The sequence below is a fragment of the Phenylobacterium sp. genome, assembly GCF_036677185.1.
GTDB lineage: Bacteria > Pseudomonadota > Alphaproteobacteria > Caulobacterales > Caulobacteraceae > Phenylobacterium.
In genome coordinates, this window is the sequence record NZ_JAKFEN010000040.1 from 136,167 (window position 1) to 153,444 (window position 17,278).

The 17,278-nt window shown below is 68.3% G+C and carries 17 protein-coding genes; 9 read left to right on the plus strand and 8 right to left on the minus strand.

Annotated features, from left to right (window positions below; all coding sequences use genetic code 11):
• Nucleotides 1-56 precede the first annotated feature (56 nt).
• The 4 genes from V6M51_RS21145 to gpmA form a co-directional block, all read right to left on the minus strand.
• Nucleotides 57-1,268 carry a pentapeptide repeat-containing protein gene (locus V6M51_RS21145; protein WP_332770215.1) on the minus strand — a complete coding sequence of 404 codons (1,212 nt, stop codon included), beginning with the start codon at nt 1,266-1,268 and terminating at the stop codon, nt 57-59.
• Nucleotides 1,269-1,416: 148 nt separating this feature from the next.
• Nucleotides 1,417-2,676, minus strand: a complete 1,260-nt coding sequence (locus tag V6M51_RS21150) for a pentapeptide repeat-containing protein (protein WP_332770216.1) — start codon at nt 2,674-2,676, stop codon at nt 1,417-1,419.
• Nucleotides 2,677-2,756: 80 nt separating this feature from the next.
• Entirely contained in the window at nt 2,757-3,203 is a 447-nt protein-coding gene (locus V6M51_RS21155; protein WP_332770217.1) for a bifunctional diaminohydroxyphosphoribosylaminopyrimidine deaminase/5-amino-6-(5-phosphoribosylamino)uracil reductase RibD, read from the minus strand.
• Nucleotides 3,200-3,913, minus strand: coding sequence for a 2,3-diphosphoglycerate-dependent phosphoglycerate mutase (gene gpmA, locus V6M51_RS21160; protein ID WP_332770218.1), 714 nt, complete (start codon nt 3,911-3,913; stop codon nt 3,200-3,202). The genes V6M51_RS21155 and gpmA overlap by 4 nt, the downstream gene beginning before the upstream one ends.
• Before the next feature lie 101 nt (nt 3,914-4,014).
• Here gpmA and V6M51_RS21165 point away from each other — a divergent pair, with 101 nt between their 5' ends.
• The 5 genes from V6M51_RS21165 (at nt 4,015) to V6M51_RS21185 (ending at nt 8,788) form a co-directional block, all read left to right on the plus strand.
• A complete protein-coding gene (locus V6M51_RS21165) occupies nt 4,015-4,260 on the plus strand; it encodes a hypothetical protein (protein WP_332770219.1) in 246 nt (81 codons plus the stop codon).
• A 14-nt stretch (nt 4,261-4,274) separates the two neighbouring features.
• On the plus strand, nt 4,275-5,240 hold the full coding sequence (locus V6M51_RS21170; RefSeq protein ID WP_332770220.1) for a KpsF/GutQ family sugar-phosphate isomerase: 966 nt from the start codon (nt 4,275-4,277) through the stop codon (nt 5,238-5,240).
• A 98-nt stretch (nt 5,241-5,338) separates the two neighbouring features.
• A complete protein-coding gene (locus V6M51_RS21175; RefSeq protein WP_332770221.1) occupies nt 5,339-6,841 on the plus strand; it encodes a phosphomannomutase/phosphoglucomutase in 1,503 nt (500 codons plus the stop codon).
• A gap of 131 nt (nt 6,842-6,972) precedes the next feature.
• Nucleotides 6,973-8,277, plus strand: a complete 1,305-nt coding sequence (locus V6M51_RS21180) for a UDP-glucose dehydrogenase family protein (RefSeq protein WP_332770222.1) — start codon at nt 6,973-6,975, stop codon at nt 8,275-8,277.
• A complete protein-coding gene (locus tag V6M51_RS21185; RefSeq protein ID WP_332770223.1) occupies nt 8,270-8,788 on the plus strand; it encodes a DUF6886 family protein in 519 nt (172 codons plus the stop codon). The genes V6M51_RS21180 and V6M51_RS21185 overlap by 8 nt, the downstream gene beginning before the upstream one ends.
• A 10-nt stretch (nt 8,789-8,798) precedes the next feature.
• On the opposite strand, the gene V6M51_RS21190 is transcribed toward V6M51_RS21185, so the two are convergent.
• Nucleotides 8,799-8,951 (minus strand): hypothetical protein, encoded by a 153-nt coding sequence (locus V6M51_RS21190; protein ID WP_332770224.1) that lies wholly within the window; start codon nt 8,949-8,951, stop codon nt 8,799-8,801.
• 189 nt (nt 8,952-9,140) lie between these two features.
• Between V6M51_RS21190 and V6M51_RS21195 the strand changes: the two genes are divergently transcribed.
• Genes V6M51_RS21195 through V6M51_RS21205 form a run of 3 tightly spaced genes read left to right on the plus strand, consistent with a single transcriptional unit; the run spans nt 9,141 to nt 11,771 of the window.
• Nucleotides 9,141-9,833: a DUF969 domain-containing protein gene (locus V6M51_RS21195; protein WP_332770225.1), complete on the plus strand. Its 693-nt coding sequence runs from the start codon at nt 9,141-9,143 to the stop codon at nt 9,831-9,833.
• Nucleotides 9,830-10,780: a DUF979 domain-containing protein gene (locus V6M51_RS21200; protein WP_332770226.1), complete on the plus strand. Its 951-nt coding sequence runs from the start codon at nt 9,830-9,832 to the stop codon at nt 10,778-10,780. Before V6M51_RS21195 ends, V6M51_RS21200 begins: the two co-directional genes overlap by 4 nt.
• Nucleotides 10,758-11,771: a DUF2891 domain-containing protein gene (locus V6M51_RS21205; protein ID WP_332770227.1), complete on the plus strand. Its 1,014-nt coding sequence runs from the start codon at nt 10,758-10,760 to the stop codon at nt 11,769-11,771. The genes V6M51_RS21200 and V6M51_RS21205 overlap by 23 nt, the downstream gene beginning before the upstream one ends.
• On the opposite strand, the gene V6M51_RS21210 is transcribed toward V6M51_RS21205, so the two are convergent.
• The 3 genes from V6M51_RS21210 to glmM all read right to left on the minus strand — a co-directional run bounded on the left by V6M51_RS21210 (nt 11,768) and on the right by glmM (nt 15,304).
• The gene (locus V6M51_RS21210; protein ID WP_332770228.1) at nt 11,768-12,784 is read right to left on the minus strand and encodes an adenosine deaminase; all 1,017 of its coding nucleotides are present in this window, start codon (nt 12,782-12,784) and stop codon (nt 11,768-11,770) included. The genes V6M51_RS21205 and V6M51_RS21210 overlap by 4 nt on opposite strands.
• A gap of 303 nt (nt 12,785-13,087) precedes the next feature.
• Nucleotides 13,088-13,651, minus strand: coding sequence for a protocatechuate 3,4-dioxygenase (locus V6M51_RS21215; RefSeq protein ID WP_332770229.1), 564 nt, complete (start codon nt 13,649-13,651; stop codon nt 13,088-13,090).
• A gap of 300 nt (nt 13,652-13,951) precedes the next feature.
• The gene (glmM, locus tag V6M51_RS21220) at nt 13,952-15,304 is read right to left on the minus strand and encodes a phosphoglucosamine mutase (RefSeq protein ID WP_332770230.1); all 1,353 of its coding nucleotides are present in this window, start codon (nt 15,302-15,304) and stop codon (nt 13,952-13,954) included.
• 142 nt (nt 15,305-15,446) lie between these two features.
• On the opposite strand from glmM, the gene glmS reads away from it, so the two are divergent.
• A complete protein-coding gene (glmS, locus tag V6M51_RS21225; protein WP_332770231.1) occupies nt 15,447-17,267 on the plus strand; it encodes a glutamine--fructose-6-phosphate transaminase (isomerizing) in 1,821 nt (606 codons plus the stop codon).
• The last annotated feature ends 11 nt before the right edge of the window (nt 17,268-17,278 follow it).

Here is a 17,278-nt window from a genome sequence, read left to right on the forward strand (position 1 = left end):
CTCCCGTTGAGATGACCCGAGCCTAGCGGCTTGCCCAGGCGTCAGCCCACGGGAGATTAGGCGGCCAGTACGATCTCCAGGCCGACCGAGCCCGCCAGGCCCACGTCGCGCAGGCTGGCGCCGGTCATGATCGCCCGGGTGAAGTCGCTGCCACGCAGGTCGGCGCCGTCGAAAACCACCCCGGTCATGTCGGCGCGCTGGGCGATGGCGTAGCGCAGCTTGGCCCTGCCCAGCTGCGAGGGCTGACTGCGGTTGGGGCCAAGCGGCAAGGGGGCGAAAACCGCGTCGCGCAGGTCGGTCTTGATCAGGTTGACCCCCATCATCCGGACGCCCCGCAGGTCGCCGGAATCCAGGATCGCCCCACGCAGGTCCGCGCCTTCCAGATTGGCGCCCTGCAGCTGGGTCCCGGTGAGGTCCAGACCCACCATGATGGCGCCCTTGGCGCTCATGGCGCTGAGGCGCAGGCCACGCAGCTTGTCGCCGAGCGGCCGCAGGTCCTCGCCGTCCAGCATGGCCGGCCGGCCCTCCCGCCCGCCGGTCTTGCACCACAGGTGGTTGGACAGGGCCTGGTCCAGCAGGGACGGCGCCTTGGCCGTAGCCTCCGAAGTCACCACCCCGATGGAGCCCAGCATGTTGGTGGCGTCCGACAGCCGCGCGGCGCGAACGTCGACGCCGCACAGCACCGTGCCGGCCAGATTGGCGCCCTCCAGGTTCGCGCCGGCCAGGTCCACCCCGTCGAAGATGGCGCCCGCGAAGTTGGCGTCCTTGCAGTTGGCGCGGGCGAGCTTGGCGCCCTTCAGCGAGCAGTCGGTGAAGTCGGCGGCATAGGCCGAGGCCTCGTCCATCTGTGAGCCGTGCAGGGTCGCGCCGGCGAGGACGGCATTGTCGAGTTGACCGTGACGGCGTTCGTGCGACAGGGAGGCCAGGCCCTTGCTGGGATGTGGGATAGCGATTTGGCCGATGCGGAAGTCGGCCTGGCTGAGGTCCGCGCGGCTGAGGTCCGCCCCGCGCAGGCAGGCGCCGCGCAGGTCCGCGCGGGTGAGATTGGCCATCCGCAGGTCGGCCTTACGCAAGTCGCAGCCGAACAGGTTGGCGCGAGAAAGATTGGCGCCGACCAGCTTGGCGCCGTCGAGGATGGAGGCCGAGAGGTCGGCGTCGGAGAGGTCGCGGCCGGAGAGATCGGCCCGGGAGAGGTCGACAAAGCGCAGGGCGGCCCGCTTGCCGCCAGGCTTGCCGGCGACGAAGCGCTCATGCGCGACGACGATCATCTCGATCTCGCCAGCCGATAGTCTGCGCCGACCCATTAGCCCGATGGCGTTCACGAACGACCTCCCTGAAGACCTCACGAAGCCGGTCGTCTACGCGGGCAAGACCGACTGAACCGTTAAGCTTACTGGGAACCGTGCGAACGGCGCGTCAGATCGCGTCTTCCAGGCCCCGGGCGCCCCACTTCTGGGCGTTGGTGAGCACGGTCTGCTTGACCATGGCGTTGGTGAAGTTGGCGCGACTGAGGTCGGCGTCGACCATGATGGCGTGCCGGACGTCGGCGCGGGCGAGGTCGGCGTTCTTCAGGCTGGCCCCGGTCAGGTTGGCCGGCAGCATCCGGTCGGCGCCGATCAGCAGGGGGCCGAGCTGGGCGTCACGCAGGTCCGCGCCCGACATCTTGGCGCCCACCAGGCGCGCGCCGCGCAGGTCGGCCCGGCGCAGGTTGCAGTTGCGCAGGTCGGCGCCGTCGAGCTGCGCGCCCTGCAGCTGCACGCCTTCCATGTCTAGGCCGTAGAAGGTCGCGCCCTTGGCCGAGAGCGCGGTCAGGTTGAAGCCGCGGATGGACTCCAGGGCCCGCAGGTCGGCGTTGTCGAACACGCTGGGCGTCCCCTCGGAGCCGCCGGTCTCGCACCATTTGGCATGGTCGCGGATCATGGTCTTGTACGGCAGGTCCTCGACGGACTTGCCGGCGGGCTCGTCGGTCAGGGCGCCGCGCATGTCGGCCTGGCTGACGTTCCAGGCGAAGGTCTTGGCCCCCACCAGGATGCAATCGCGCATGTCGGCCCCGGCGAGGTCGGCGCCGGACAGGTCCGCGCCAGCCATGTTGGCGCCGGACATATTGGCCTGTTTGAGGTTGGCCCGGACCATCTTGGCGTCCTTCAGGATCGCGTCGCTGAAATCCGCCTTGATCGCCATGACGCCGGACAGGCGCGAGCGCTCCAGATTGGCGCCGGCCAGGATGGCGCCGTTGGCGTCGCCCACCCGGTTGTGGTGCTCCAGCACGCGCAGGCCCTTGTCGCGGTCGACCGCGGCGATGGAGCCTTCGCGCAGGTCGGCCTCGAACAGGTCGGCGCCGGTGAGATTGGCGTTGCGCAGGCAGGCCCCGCGCAGGTCGGCCCGGCGCATGGAAGCGTCGGTCAGGTTGGAATTCTGCAGGTCGGCGCCGAACAGGTTGGCGTGGTCCAGCCGCACGCCCTGCATGTGGCAGTCGGCCAGGATGGCGCCCGTGAAGTCGGCGTCGCAGAGGTTCTTGCCGCGAAGGTCCAGTCCCGAGAGGTCGCGCCAGGCGAACACCGCGCGGGCGCCGCCGGGCTTGGAGGTCCAAAGGCGGTCGTGCTTGGCGCAGATGACTTCGAACTCGGCCTGTCCGAGCTTCGGGAGATCTGGGGTGGGCGCGGTCAGGATCGACATGCGGAACTTGGGAAACCCGGGGAAACTGAGCCGATCCTAGCGCCCGGCAATTAACACGCTCTTTCCGCAACTTAAGCTGTTTAGGGTGAATCGTCGCAGGGTCGATATCCAACATAGAGGACGCTGGCCTCGTCCGCCAAAACCCCCAGTTGAACCTCAATCCCCGCCGCCTGCATCCGCTCGGCGCCCTGACCGGCGGCGAAGGGCGAGGTGTCCTCGCAGGCGATCAGCACCCGCGCCACGCCGGCGGCGACCAGCCGCTCCGAGCACGAAATCCCTCCCGACGAACGCGCGCCACAGGGCTCCAGGGTGACGTAGGCCGTGGCGCCCCGCGCGGCTTCTCCCGCGCGATCAAGGGCTTGTTCCTCAGCGTGCGGGCGCCCGCCCGGCGCGGTCGCCCCCTCCCCCACCACCTGCCCGGCCTTAACGATCACGCAGCCGACCGAGGGGTTGTCGCCGGTCCGGCCGAGATTGGTCCGCGCCAGGTCGATGGCGCGGCTCATATGGTCCTGGTCGGCGGCGCTCATGCCGCCTGGGGCAGGGGCGTGGCGCGGCTCTCGTCGAGGTAGCGCGCGGCGGTGGGCTTGAGGTTGGCGTCCAGGTCGATCAGCAGCGGATTGCCGGTGGGAATCTCGACCCCGATGATCGCCTCGTCGCTCAGGCCGTACAGAAGCTTGACGATGGCCCGCAGGGAATTGCCGTGGGCGGCCACCAGGACGGTCTCGCCGGCCTTGAGGCGCGGGGCGATCTCTGCGTCCCAATAGGGCTGGACCCGCTCCAGGGTGGTCTTCAGGCTCTCGGTGTCCGGCAGGACGGCGCCGGCGTAGCGGCGGTCCTTGGCGAAGTCGAACTCGCCGCCGGGCGCCAGGGACGGCGGCGGAATGTCGTAGGAGCGCCGCCAGATCTTCACCTGCGCCTCGCCGTGCTTGGCGGCGGTCTGCGTCTTGTTGAGCCCGGTCAGGCCGCCGTAGTGGCGCTCGTTCAGGCGCCAGTCGGTGGTCTGGGGGACGAACACCTGGCCGGCGCTGGTCAGGGCCAGCCAGAGCGTGCGGATGGCGCGCGTCAGCACGGAGGTGAAGGCCCGGTCGATGGACAGGCCCGCGGCCTTGATCAATTCCCCGCCCTTGATCGCCTGGGCCTCGCCCTCGGCCGTCAGGTCCACATCGACCCAGCCGGTGAAACGGTCTTCGAGGTTCCACTGGCTCTGGCCGTGGCGGAGGAGGATCAGTTTCGACAAGCGCTTGGCTCCTTCAGCGGTTGCGAGCGGGGCTAAGGGCCAGGGCCGCCAGCGTCAAGGCCCGCTGGCTCCTTGTCTAAGCGCCGTCTATATGTGCGCCGATGCTCAATCGCCTGTTCTTCCCGGCGCTCGCGGCGCTCGCTCTCGGCCTCGTCGCGCTGGCCATGGTCTGGCCCCAGGGGCTGGGCGATCGGTCATGGGGGCCGTTCGGCAGCCCGCCGATCCAGCGCACGCCCGAGATGCAGGCGGCGATGAAGCGCGAGACCGAAGCCTCCGAGCAACGCCTGAGCCAGGCCCGCGCGGCGGTCTCCGACCTGCAGACCCAGGCGATCTCGCCGACCAAATGACGGACCCCCGCCCGATGAGCAACTTCGACGCCGTCGCCGTGGCCCGCCGCGTGCTGAACACCGAGGCCGACGCCCTGCGCCAGCAGGCCGACGCGCTGGGCGATGACATCGTGCGCGCCGTCGACATCCTGGCCTCGGCGAAGGGCCGCATCGTCTGCACCGGCATCGGCAAGTCCGGCCATGTGGCGCGCAAGATCGCCGCCACCTTCGCCTCCACCGGCCAGCCCGCCTTCTTCGTCCACGCCACCGAGGCCAGCCACGGCGACCTGGGCATGATCGGCCAGGACGACGTGATCCTGGGGCTCTCGAAGTCCGGCGAGGTGCGGGAACTGGCCGATGTCCTGGCCTACGCCACCCGCTTCCACATCCCGTTGATCGCGATCACCGCCTCGCCCGACAGCGCGCTCGGCCGCGCCGCCACGGTGGTCCTTGAGCTGGCCGACGGGACGGAGGCCACCGCCGAGGTCAATGCGCCGACCACGTCCACCACCCTGCAGATCGCGCTCGGCGACGCCCTGGCCGTCGCCCTGCTGGAGCGGCGTGGCTTCACGGCCAAGGACTTCAAGACCTTCCATCCCGGCGGCAAGCTGGGCGCCATGCTGCGCACGGTCGGCGACCTGATGCACGGCGCCGATCAGGTGCCGCTGGTGACCCCCGACACCCCGATGCGCGAGGCCCTGATGGTGATGACCGGCAAGACCTGGGGGATCGTCGGCGTACAGGGATCGGATGGGCGGTTGGTGGGGGTGATCACCGACGGCGACCTGCGCCGCCACTTCGACGACCTGGTGACCCACACCGCCGGAGAGGTCATGACCCCCGGCCCCAGGAAGACCGTGCCGCCCGGCATGCTGGCGTCGGAGGCCCTGGCCCTGATGAGCGATCCGCCGCCGTCGGTCACCGTCCTGTTCGTGGTCGACGAGGGCCGGCCGGTGGGAATTCTGCATGTCCACGACCTGCTTCGCGCCGGCGTGATGTAACCAACGTCGCAATCGTGAAGTTCATGGGCGGCGTTCGGATAGTCTTAAGGGTGGAACACCTTTAAACACGACGCCCGACGCCATCCGATGGAGTTCCGATGCTGCCCGTTCCGCGCGCCGACCTGGTCCCCAATACGATCGAGTACGAGAATACGCCGCTGGTGAAGGCCACCGGCTTTCGCGAATACGACGCGCGCTGGATGTTGGGCCCCGACATCAACCTGCTGGGCATCGAGGCCCTGGGCCTCGGCCTCGGGACCTATATCCAGGAACTGGGCCAGACCAAGATCGTGGTGGGCCACGACTACCGCTCCTATTCGACTTCGATCAAGCAGGCCCTGACGCTCGGCCTAGTCTCGGCCGGCTGCGAGGTCGTCGATATCGGCCTGGCCCTGTCTCCCACCGCCTATTTCGCCCAGTTCGAACTGGACGCCCCCTGCGTGGCCATGGTCACCGCCAGCCACAACGAGAACGGCTGGACCGGGGTGAAGATGGGCGCCCAGCGCCCGCTGACCTTCGGCCCCGACGAAATGGGCCGGTTGAAGGAGATCGTCCTCGGCGGACTGAGCCAGTACCGGCCCGGCGGCTCACTGACCCACGTCCAGGGTTTCGCCGAACGCTTCATCGCCGACGTCTCGAGCCGGGTGAACATCAAGCGTCCGCTCAAGGTGGTCTGCGCCTGCGGCAACGGCACGGCCGGCGCCTTCGCCGCCGAGGCCCTGCGCCGGATGGGCGTGGCCGTGGTCGTCGAGATGGACTGCGAGCTCGACTGGAACTTCCCACGCTACAATCCCAATCCTGAAGACCACGAGATGCTGCAGGAGATGGCCAAGGCGGTGCGCGAGTTCGACGCCGACCTGGCCCTGGGCTTCGACGGCGACGGCGACCGCTGCGGAGTGGTGGACAACACCGGCGAGGAGATCTTCGCCGACAAGATCGGCCTGATGCTGGCCCGCGATCTGTCGGAACTGCACAAGGACGCGACCTTCGTGGTCGACGTGAAATCCACCGGCCTGTTCGCCACCGACCCCGTGCTGAAGAAGAACGGCGCCAAGACCGTCTACTGGAAGACCGGCCACAGCTACATCAAGCGCAAGACCGCCGAATTGGGCGCGCTCGCCGGCTTCGAGAAGAGCGGGCACTTCTTCTTCAACGCGCCCTTGGGGCGCGGCTACGACTGCGGCCTGACCGCCGCGGCGGCCATTCTGGCGATGCTGGACCGCAACCCGGACAAGAAGCTGTCGGAGCTGAAGGACGCCCTGCCGATCGCCTACACCTCGCTCACCATGTCGCCCCACTGCGCCGACGAGGTGAAGTACAAGGTCGTCGAGGACGTGGTCGCCGAGTACGAGGCCCTGGCCAAGGCCGGCGGCACGATCCTGGGCCGCAAGATCGTCGAGGTGATCACCGTCAACGGCGTCCGCGTAGCCCTGGAGGACGGGTCCTGGGTGTTGGTCCGCGCCTCGTCCAACAAGCCCGAGATCGTGGTGGTGGTGGAGAGCACCCAGTCGGACGCCGACATGCGCGCCCTGTTCCGCGAAGAGGTGAAGCCGCGCCTGGCCAAGCGGCCGGACGTCGGCGCCTACAACCAGGAAGTCTGATCCCCCAAGCGCGGCGGGCGCGGCTCTTGCTGCACCGCGATACGAATGTGCCGTTCTGGTTCGGCGCGGCGATTGCGGGTGCGGTCGCGGCGTGGTGAAAGGCGGCCGAAGCCATTTATCGAGGATAGTCCATGCACGTTGCGATGATCGGAACCGGCTATGTGGGCCTGGTGAGCGGCGCTTGTTTCGCCGACTTCGGCCACACGGTCACCTGCATCGACAAGGACGCCAGCAAGATCGAGCGCCTGCGCGACGGCGGCATCCCGATCTATGAGCCGGGCCTCGACCTGCTGGTCGCCCAGAACGTCAAGGCCGGGCGCCTCTCCTTCGACACCGAGGCCGCCGAGGCGATCCACAAGGCCGACGCGGTGTTCATCGCCGTGGGCACGCCGTCGCGGCGCGGCGACGGCCACGCCGACCTCTCCTATGTCTATGCCGCGGCCAGGGAGATCGCCGGCCTGCTGAACGGCTTCACCATCATCGTCACCAAATCCACCGTGCCGGTCGGCACCGGAGACGAAATCGAGAAGATCATCCGCGAGGTCCGCCCGGACGCCCAGTTCGCCGTGGTCTCCAATCCGGAGTTCCTGCGCGAGGGCGCGGCCATCGAGGATTTCAAGCGCCCCGACCGCGTGGTGGTCGGCACCGAAGATCCGCGCGCCCGCGCCGTGATGACCGAGCTCTATCGCCCGCTCTATCTGAATGAGACGCCGATCGTCTTCACCACGCGGCGGACCAGCGAACTGATCAAGTACGCGGCCAACGCCTTCCTGGCGCTCAAGATCACCTTCATCAACGAGATGGCCGACCTCTGCGAGGCGCTGGGCGCCGATGTGCAGCAGGTCGCTCGCGGCATCGGTCTGGACAAGCGGATCGGCAACAAGTTCCTCAACGCCGGCCCCGGCTATGGCGGCTCCTGCTTCCCGAAGGACACCCTGGCCCTGGTGCGCACCGCCACCGACGCCGGCTCGCCGGTGCGGTTGATCGAGACCACGGTCAAGGTCAATGACGAGCGCAAGAAGAACATGGCCGGCAAGGTCTCCGACGCACTTTCGGGCGACCTGGCCGGCAAGACCGTCGGGGTGCTGGGCCTGGCCTTCAAGCCCAATACCGACGACATGCGCGACGCCCCCAGCCTCGACATCATCCCGGCGCTGCAGGCCATGGGCGCCCGCGTCCAGGCCTTCGACCCCGAGAGCGGCCATGAGGCGCGCCAACTGCTGCGCGACGTGGACTTCAAGGACAATCCCTATGACGTGGCCCAAGACGCCGACGTCCTGGTGATCATCACCGAGTGGGACCAGTTCCGCGCCCTGGACCTCGACCGGGTGAAGCTGCTGATGAACGCCCCCGTCCTGGTCGACCTGCGCAATATCTACAAGCCCGACGAGGTCCGCTCGCGCGGCTTCAAGTACGCCAGCATCGGGCGTGCCTAGGCTCTTCCACGTCAGCGAGGAGGCCGGCATCGCGCGGTTCGACCCGCGCCCTCCGCCCTCGACCGACTCCGGCGTCACTGGCGACTGCGTCTGGGCGGTGGATGAGGACCACCTGGTCAATTTCCTGCTGCCCCGCGATTGCCCGCGCATCACCTATGGCCGGGGATCGCAGACCACTGACGCCGACGCCGACCGGTTCCTCGGCCGCGCGCGGCGGGTGGTGGCCTTTGAGGCGGCCTGGCTGGAACGGGTTAAGGCCTGCACCCTGCGCGTCTACGAGATGCCGGTCGAGACGTTCGACCTAGCCCTGGGCGACGCCGGCTACTGGATATCGCGCCAGGCCGTGATTCCGCTCGCCGAACAGGTCTGTACAGACCCGATGCGGGCCCTGGTCGAGGCGGGCGCCGAGGTGCGCGTGCTGCAGGATTTCTGGCCGCTCAGCGATACCGTGGCGGCTTCCAGCCTCGAATTCTCCATCATCCGCAAGCGCAACGCCATGCCCCAGCGTTGAGCCGAAGCCGCTAGGACAGCAGCTGGATGAGGGTGTTGGCGATCCATACGGCGCCGGCCCAGAAGGCCACGCCCATGACGCCGACGAAGGCAAGGCAGGCGATAGAGCTCAGGCTCTTCGTCTGACCTCGCGACAAGCGCCCCATGGTGGGGTGTCGCGACATATTTCACTCCCAGTCCGTTTCTAAAGCCGTGCCGGTCGAGCGGCGCGAACATTACGAGGCTGTCACGAAACTCTCCGCTTGGATAGTGGCGTCGCCTCCCTGGAGAAACGCGCCAAACGAGCCGCCAGTTCAGGTCTATGAAGCCAAGCCGTCTGGGCTAGAGTTCGGCCGCACTTCGGGAGGGCGCGCGTGCTGTCGCTGATCGGGATCGTCATTGTCGTGGTGGGCTTCATGGCCCGCCTCAACCCGCTGCTGGTGGTCACCGTGGCGGCCCTGGTCACCGGGGTGGCGGGCGGGATGGGGCCGGTGGAGGTGGTCGAGACCTTCGGCAAGGCCTTCAAGGAAAACCGTTATGTCAGCGTGGTCTGGGTGGTGCTGCCGGTCATCGGGCTGCTCGAGCGGGCTGGACTCCAGGAGCGGGCCAAGACCCTGATCGGCGCCATCCAGGCGGCCACGGTCGGTCGCCTGCTGCTGCTCTATTTCATCCTGCGCCAGGCCACGGCGGCGCTAGGCCTCACCTCCCTGGGCGGCCACGCCCAGATGGTCCGGCCGCTGATCGCCCCCATGGCCGAGGCCGCCGCCGAGACCCACTACGGCGAGTTGGCCGACGACACCCGCCAGACCATCCGCGCCCACACCGCGGCGGCCGACAACATCGCGCTGTTCTTCGGCGAGGACATCTTCATCGCCATCGCCTCCATCCTGCTGATCAAGGGCTTCCTGGAGCAGAACGGCATCATCGTGGAGCCGCTTCAGCTCTCGGTCTGGGCCATCCCCACCGCCGTCTGCGCGCTCGCCATCCACGGGACGCGGCTGATGCTGCTGGACCGCCGCCTGGCCCGCGTCCTGTCGGACGCCCGCCCCGTGGAGGCGGCCCAATGATCGGCCTCGAGGTCCTCTATGTCATCGCCGGCGCTTTCTTCGCGGCCATCGCCGTCTACAGCGCCCGCGACGCGACCAATCCGAAGCGTTGGAAAAACACAGCCTTCTGGGGTCTGTTCGCCGTCTGCTTTCTGTTCGGATCGCACCTGCCCGATCTGGTCAACGGCCTGCTGGTCATCACCATGGTGGCGGTGGCGGGCTTCGGCGGCCTGGGCCACGGCGTCCCGGCCACCAGCACCCCCGAGGAACGCCGCGAGAGCGCCGCGCGGCTGGGGAACAGGCTCTTCCTGCCCGCCCTGGCCATCCCCGCCACGGCGCTTACCGGCACCTTCCTGTTCAAGCGGCCGGAACTGGCAGGCCTGGTCGATCCCAAACAGGCCACCCTGGTCTCGCTGATCCTCGGGGTCTTCGTGGCGCTCGCCATCGCCATGCCGATGCTGCGCGCCAGGCCGGTCACGCCGCTGCAGGAGGGCCGCCGCCTGCTCGACACGGTCGGCTGGGCCGCCGTCCTGCCCCAGATGCTGGCGGCGCTGGGCGCCGTCTTCGCCGCCGCCGGGGTCGGGACCGCCATCGGCGCCCTCGCCTCGGCCTGGCTGCCGGACGGGAGTCAGCTTGCCGCGGTGGCCGCCTACACCTTCGGCATGGCGATCTTCACCATGATCATGGGCAACGCCTTCGCCGCCTTCCCGGTGATGACCGCCGGGATCGGCCTGCCGTTGATCGTCATGCGCTTCGGCGGCGACCCGGCGATCATGGGCGCCATCGGCATGCTGTCGGGGTTCTGCGGGACCCTGATGACCCCCATGGCCGCCAACTTCAACATCGTACCCGCCGCCCTGCTGGAGCTCACCGACCGCAACGGGGTGATCAAGGCCCAGGTCCCCACCGCCCTCCTGCTGCTGCTCGCCAACACGGCCCTGATGTATGTCCTCGTCTTCCGCTTCTGAGCTCACCCCCGACCTCGCCGCAAAGTTCGCGCGGCTAGCGCTCGGCCATGTGACCAAGCCCTATCCCTACAAGCTCGACCATGTGATGGCGGGCGACGAGGACGTGCTGCCGCCCCGGCTGTTGCACCCGATCTTTCACGGCAGCTTCGACTGGCACTCCTGCGTCCACGGCTATTGGTTGCTGGCCCGGCTGCTGCGGCGGTTCCCAGACATGGCGCCGGCCGCCGAGATCCGCGCCTTGTTCGACGCCAGCCTGACCCCGGACAAGGCGGCCGGCGAACTGGCCTACCTCGCCCGCCCGACCAGCCGGGGCTTCGAGCGGCCCTATGGCTGGGCCTGGCTGCTGATGCTGGGGGCGGAGCTGGAACGGCACGAGGCGGCCTGGGGACGGAACCTGCGTCCCCTGGCCCAGGCCTTCGCCGATCGGTTCAAGGCCTTCCTGCCCTTGGCCACCTATCCGATCCGCACCGGCGCCCACGGCAACACCGCGTTCGCGCTCTCGCTGGCGTCGGACTACGCAGCCCAGGTCGGCGACCATGAGCTCGCCCGGCTGATCGCTGTGACCGCGAGGGGTTGGTATCTCGCCGACGCCAGTGCGCCGGCCTGGGAACCCAGCGGCGACGACTTCCTCTCCGCCACCCTGGTCGAGGCCGAGTGCCTGCGGCGCATCCTGCCGGCCGCCGACTTCCGGGTCTGGTTCGCACGGTTCCTGCCGGAGGCCGCGCAGCGACGGCCCGCGACCCTCTTCACCCCGCCCACGGTCAGCGACCGAACCGACGGCAAGATCGCCCACCTGGACGGCCTCTGCCTCAGCCGCGCCTGGTGCTGGCGGTCCATCGCCGGATCCCTGGACGCCGCCGATCCGGTCCGCGCCGTTGCGCTGGCCGCCGCCGACCAGCATCTCGCCGCGGGCCTGGCACAGGTCGCGGGCGACTATATGGGCGAGCACTGGCTGGCGACCTTCGCCCTGCTGGCGCTGGAGGCCGGCTAGGCGGACGCGGTCAGGTAGTTGTCGATCTCGGTCAGGTGAACCGCGATCTCTCCAGGGGTCAGGAACGAGCCGGTGAAGCTGTTGCGGGCCAGGGTCACCAGCTCGTCGCGGGTCAGGCCGAGCGCATGGGCGGTCGAGATCCAGTTCTCGGCCAGATAGCCGCCGAAATAGGCCGGGTCATCGGAATTGATCGTGGCCTTGAGGCCCAGGCGCAGCATCCGCTTCAGCGGATGCGCCGGCAGCTCGTCCACCACGCAGAGCTTCAGGTTCGAGAGCGGGCAGACGGTCAGGGGCACGGCCTCGGCCACCAGGCGCTTGACCAGATCGGCGTCCTCCAGCGAGCGGTTGCCATGGTCGATGCGGTCGACGCTCAGCAGGTCGAGGGCCTCGCGGACATATTCCGGCGGCCCCTCCTCCCCAGCGTGGGCCACCCGCTTCAGGCCCTGCTCGCGGGCGGCGGCGAAGACCCGGGCGAATTTCGAGGGCGGATGACCCAGCTCCGATGAATCCAGGCCCACCCCGGCGATGCGGTCCAGATAGGGCCGCGCCTGGTTCAAGGTCTCGAAGGCGTCCTCCTCGGAGAGGTGGCGCAGGAAGCAGAGGATCAACTTGGAGGTGACGCCGAGCGTCGTCCTGGCCTCCTCCATCGCCGACAGCAGGCCGTCGGCGACAGTGGCGAAGGCGACGCCCCGCTCGGTGTGGGTCTGAGGGTCGAAGAAGATTTCGGCATGGGTGGCGCCGTCCTCGGCCACCCGGCGGAAATAGGCCATGGCCAGGTCGTGGAAGTCGCGCTCGGTCACCAGCACTCGGGCGCCCTGGTAATAGATGTCCAGGAAGTCCTGCAGGTTCGAGAAGGCGTAGGCCGCACGCACCGCCTCCACGTCGGCGAAGGGCAGGTCGATCCCGTTGCGGCGGGCCAGCTCGAACATCAGCTCGGGCTCCAGGCTGCCCTCGATATGAAGGTGGAGTTCCGCCTTGGGCAGGCCGCGGATGAACGCTTCGAGATCGGGCATCACTCGACTCCAGACACCGGTGGGAATCGCCCACTTGGCGAAAGTGTCTTCTCCGGAGGCCGGAAAGGCCAGCCCGTGATCGACCTGTGTTAAACAGCTCAAAGGGACAATCGGCCGAATGCCTTCTCCCCTTGCGGGAGAAGGTGGCCCCGCCCTTGCGGGGTCGGATGAGGGGTCTCTCAGAACGCGCCGGTTGGCGGTCGAGCCGATGAGCTCCGCCTACTTCAATCCAGCGTCCGCTAAGGGTGGGAAGCGGTCGTTCAGCTCCCGGCCCGACGGCGGGCAGCCGACGCTTCCGGGGGTTCATGTCAGCAAGATGATGTCCCACCGGAACGCGGTTACGCCGGGTTCGCTGGTCGTCGCCGGTTGACAGATGGCGGCGTTGGGATCGCGACGTCGTGCCGCCAGGGTCGATAGAAGCAGGTCCTTCGCGTTCAGATCCTCGCCTGGGAAGTACATCTGCGTCACCAGCCGATAGTCTGAGTTTGTCACATCGAAATGGATGTGTGGCGTGCGCAGCGTGCCCGACGGCTCAGGATATGCGCCGGGCTTCACGGTCCGCAGCCGGAAGGCGCCATCACGCGCCACGCCGAACGACGCCACCCCGAGGAAATTCGGGTCCAGCGGCGCAGTGTTCTTGTCGAGCGGATTCGTGTAGCGCCCAGCCGCATTCGCCTGCCAGATCACCAGTTCGGCCTGCGGAAGCGGCCGGCCTGAGGTGTCCAGCACCCGTCCTGTGATCTCGATGATCTGGCCCTGGGCGTGGCCCTTGCGCCCGGGAAAGTGGGTGAGGTCGGGATCATGCGAAGTCGGCGCCCGAACTGGGTAGTATGGGCCCAGGGTCTCCTGACCCGTGGGCTTCAGCACGCCCTGCGCTCGAGCCGCACCTGCGGCGCTCGGCAGTACCAATGCGGCTGCCGCCGCCAAGCCTCGCCGCGATATTTCCATCGGCCCCGCCCTCTGCTGACAGCCTTGACCATAGCTCCGATGGGTCGTGCGGCAAGCTTGGACTTGCCAAGAAGCCGACCTGTGGCAACGTCTGCAACGGGTCGAAAGCCGACGCCCGGTCTGAACGCTCGCAGACTCGCCCGATAGGTCAGCGCGACCCCTCATCCGACCGTTCTCCGAACGGCCACCTTCTCCCGCAAGGGGAGAAGGACGCTGAGGCTACGCCGCGGCCTTCTTCACCGCGCCGACGATTTCCTTGACCACCTGGCTTACCAGCTTCTCGTCGTCGCCCTCGGCCATGACCCGGATCAGCGGCTCGGTGCCCGACGCGCGGACCACGATCCGGCCCGTCCCGTTCAGGCGCAGCTCGGCCTCGGCGATGACCTCCTTGACCTGGGCGGTCTCCAGCGGCTTGCCTCCGGCGAAGCGCACGTTTTCCAGCTTCTGCGGCACCGGCTCGAACTGGTGGGCCAGCATGCTCATGGGCTGGCCGCTCTCCTTCAGCACCGCCAGCACCTGCAGGGCCGCCAGCAGGCCGTCGCCGGTGGTGGAGAAGTCGGACATGATCATGTGGCCCGACTGTTCGCCGCCCAGGTTGAAGCCGCCCTCGCGCATCCGCACCATCACCGCGCGGTCGCCCACGGCGGTGCGCTCCAGTTTCAGGCCGCGCGCGTTCAGGTAGCGCTCCAGGCCAAGGTTCGACATCACCGTGGCGACCACGCCGCCCCCGGTCAGCCGGTCGGTCCTGGCCCAGGCGTCGGCGATGATGGCCATGATCTGGTCGCCGTCGACCACGCGGCCCTTCTCGTCGCAGATCACCAGGCGGTCGGCGTCGCCGTCGAGGGCGACCCCGATGTCGGCGCGGAATTCCTTCACCGCCCGGACCATGGCCTCGGGGTGGGTGGAGCCGCACTCCTCGTTGATATTGGTTCCGTTGGGCTCGACGCCGATCTTCACGACCTCGGCGCCCAGTTCGTACAGCACCACCGGCGCCACCTTGTAGGCCGCGCCATGGGCGCAATCGATGACGATACGCAGGCCCGCCAGGCTCAGCCGGCGGGGGAAGGTGGCCTTGGCGATCTCAACGTATCGCGCCTGGCTATCGTCCACCCGGGCGACGCGACCCAGCTTGGTGGGCGCGGCCAGGCCGTCGGCCAGGCCCTGGTCCATCAAGGCCTCGATCTCCAGTTCGCGGGCGTCCGACAGCTTGTAGCCGTCCGGACCGAACAGCTTGATGCCGTTGTCGGTATAGGGGTTGTGCGAGGCCGAGATCATCACGCCCAGGTCGGCGCGCAGGGAACGGGTCATCATCGCCACCCCCGGGGTCGGCATCGGGCCCAGCAGGCGCACATCCATGCCGACACTGGCGAAACCTGCCACCAGGGCCGGCTCGACCATGTATCCCGAGAGGCGGGTGTCCTTGCCGATCACCACCATGTGACGCCGGTCGTCCTGGGACATGAACAGCTTGCCCGCCGCCAGCCCCACGCGCAGGGCGACCTCGGCGGTCATGGGATGGCTGTTGGCCAGGCCGCGGATGCCGTCGGTGCCGAAATAGGCGCGCTTGCTCATGGGACTTCTCGTGGTGCTCATTAGGGTCGGAAACGATCCGAAACCCAGATTTAGTCGACGCCGCGTTTGCGAATGCTAAAGGCGGCTCAGCGCTGAAGACTATCGACCTGCGCGCGTTTCGACAAAGGATGTGAAAGCCACCATGTGCGGCATCATCGGCATCGTTGGGATTTCCTCCGTCCAGGAGCGGCTGATCGACAGCCTCAAGCGTCTGGAATATCGCGGCTATGACAGCGCGGGCGTCGCCGGGGTCGTGGGCGGCAAGCTCCAGCGCCGGCGCGCCAAGGGCAAGATCCGCGCCCTGGAGGACGTGCTGGCCGAGGCGCCGCTGAACTCGACGGTGGGGATCGGCCACACCCGCTGGGCCACCCACGGCGCGCCCTCGGAAGCCAACGCCCACCCCCACAAGTCCGGCCGGGTCAGCCTGGTTCACAACGGCATCATCGAGAACTTCGCCGAGCTGAAGCGCGAGCTGGAGGCGCAGGGGCGCGTCTTCGAGAGCCAGACCGACACCGAGGTCATAGCCCAGTTGCTGGATTCCGAACTGGCCACCGGCCTCGAACCCCTGGCCGCCCTGAAGGCCACCCTGGACCGGCTGACCGGGGCCTATGCCCTGGCGGTGCTGATCGAGGGCGAGGACGAGTTGGTCATGGGCGCGCGCCGCGGCAGCCCGCTGGTGGTCGGCTACGGCCAGGGCGAGATGTTCATCGGCTCTGATGCGCTCGCTGTCGGGCCGTTCACCAACAAGATCGCCTATCTGGAAGAAGGCGACTACGTCGCCATAGACCACGCCAGCGCCCGCATCTTCGACGAGGCGGGCAAGGCCGTCGAACGCAAGATCCAGAACGTCTCGGCCTCCGCGGCCCTGGTCGAGAAGGGCAACTACCGGCACTTCATGGAGAAGGAGATCCATGATCAGCCGGAAGGATGCCAGCGAACGATCGCCGCCTATGTGGACGCCCTCTCCGACACCACGACGATCCCCGGCGACATCGATTTCGCCAAGCTGGACCGGATCCAGATCGTGGCCTGCGGCACGGCCTACATCGCCGGCCTGCTGGGCAAGTACATGATCGAGCAACTGGCCGGCCTGCCTGTGGACGTCGAGATCGCCTCGGAGTTCCGCTACCGCGACCCCGCGCTCAGCGCAGGGTCCCTGGCGATCGCCATCTCGCAATCGGGCGAGACCGCCGACACCCTGGCGGCCCTGCGCCACTGCAAGGCGGCCGGCATGAAGAGCGCCGCCTTGGTCAACGCCGTCCAGTCGACCATCGCCCGCGAAGCCGACGTGGTCTGGCCGATCCATTGCGGACCGGAAATCGGCGTGGCCTCGACCAAGGCCTTCACCGCCCAGGTCAGCCTGCTGACCACGCTGGCCGTCGCCGCCGCCCGCGCGCGCGGGCGGATCGATGCGGCGGAGGAGAACCGGCTCGTGCGCGTGCTGCTCGAAGCGCCCCGCCTAATGGCGGAATCGATCAATCTCGAGGAGGCGGTCCGCAACATCGCGCTGGAGGTCTCCAAGGCGCGCGACGTGCTCTATCTCGGTCGCGGCCCGATGTATCCCCTGGCCCTGGAAGGGGCGTTGAAGCTCAAGGAAATCAGCTACATCCACGCCGAGGGCTATGCCGCCGGCGAACTGAAGCACGGACCGATCGCCCTGGTGGACGAAGCGACGCCCATCGTCATCCTCGCCCCTTTCGACAGCTATTTCGAGAAGTCGGCGTCGAACATGAGCGAGGTCATGGCCAGGGGCGGTCAGGTGATCTTCATCACCGATCCCGACGGGGCCAAGCATGCGCCCGCCGGGGCCAAGGTGGTGGTCACCGCGCCCAAATGCGATCCGCTGATCGCCCCGCTGGTGATGTCCGCCCCCATCCAGCTTCTCGCCTACTATGTGGCCGTCCAGAAAGGCGCCGACGTCGACCAGCCGCGAAACCTCGCGAAGTCGGTCACGGTCGAGTAACTGGCCCCGGT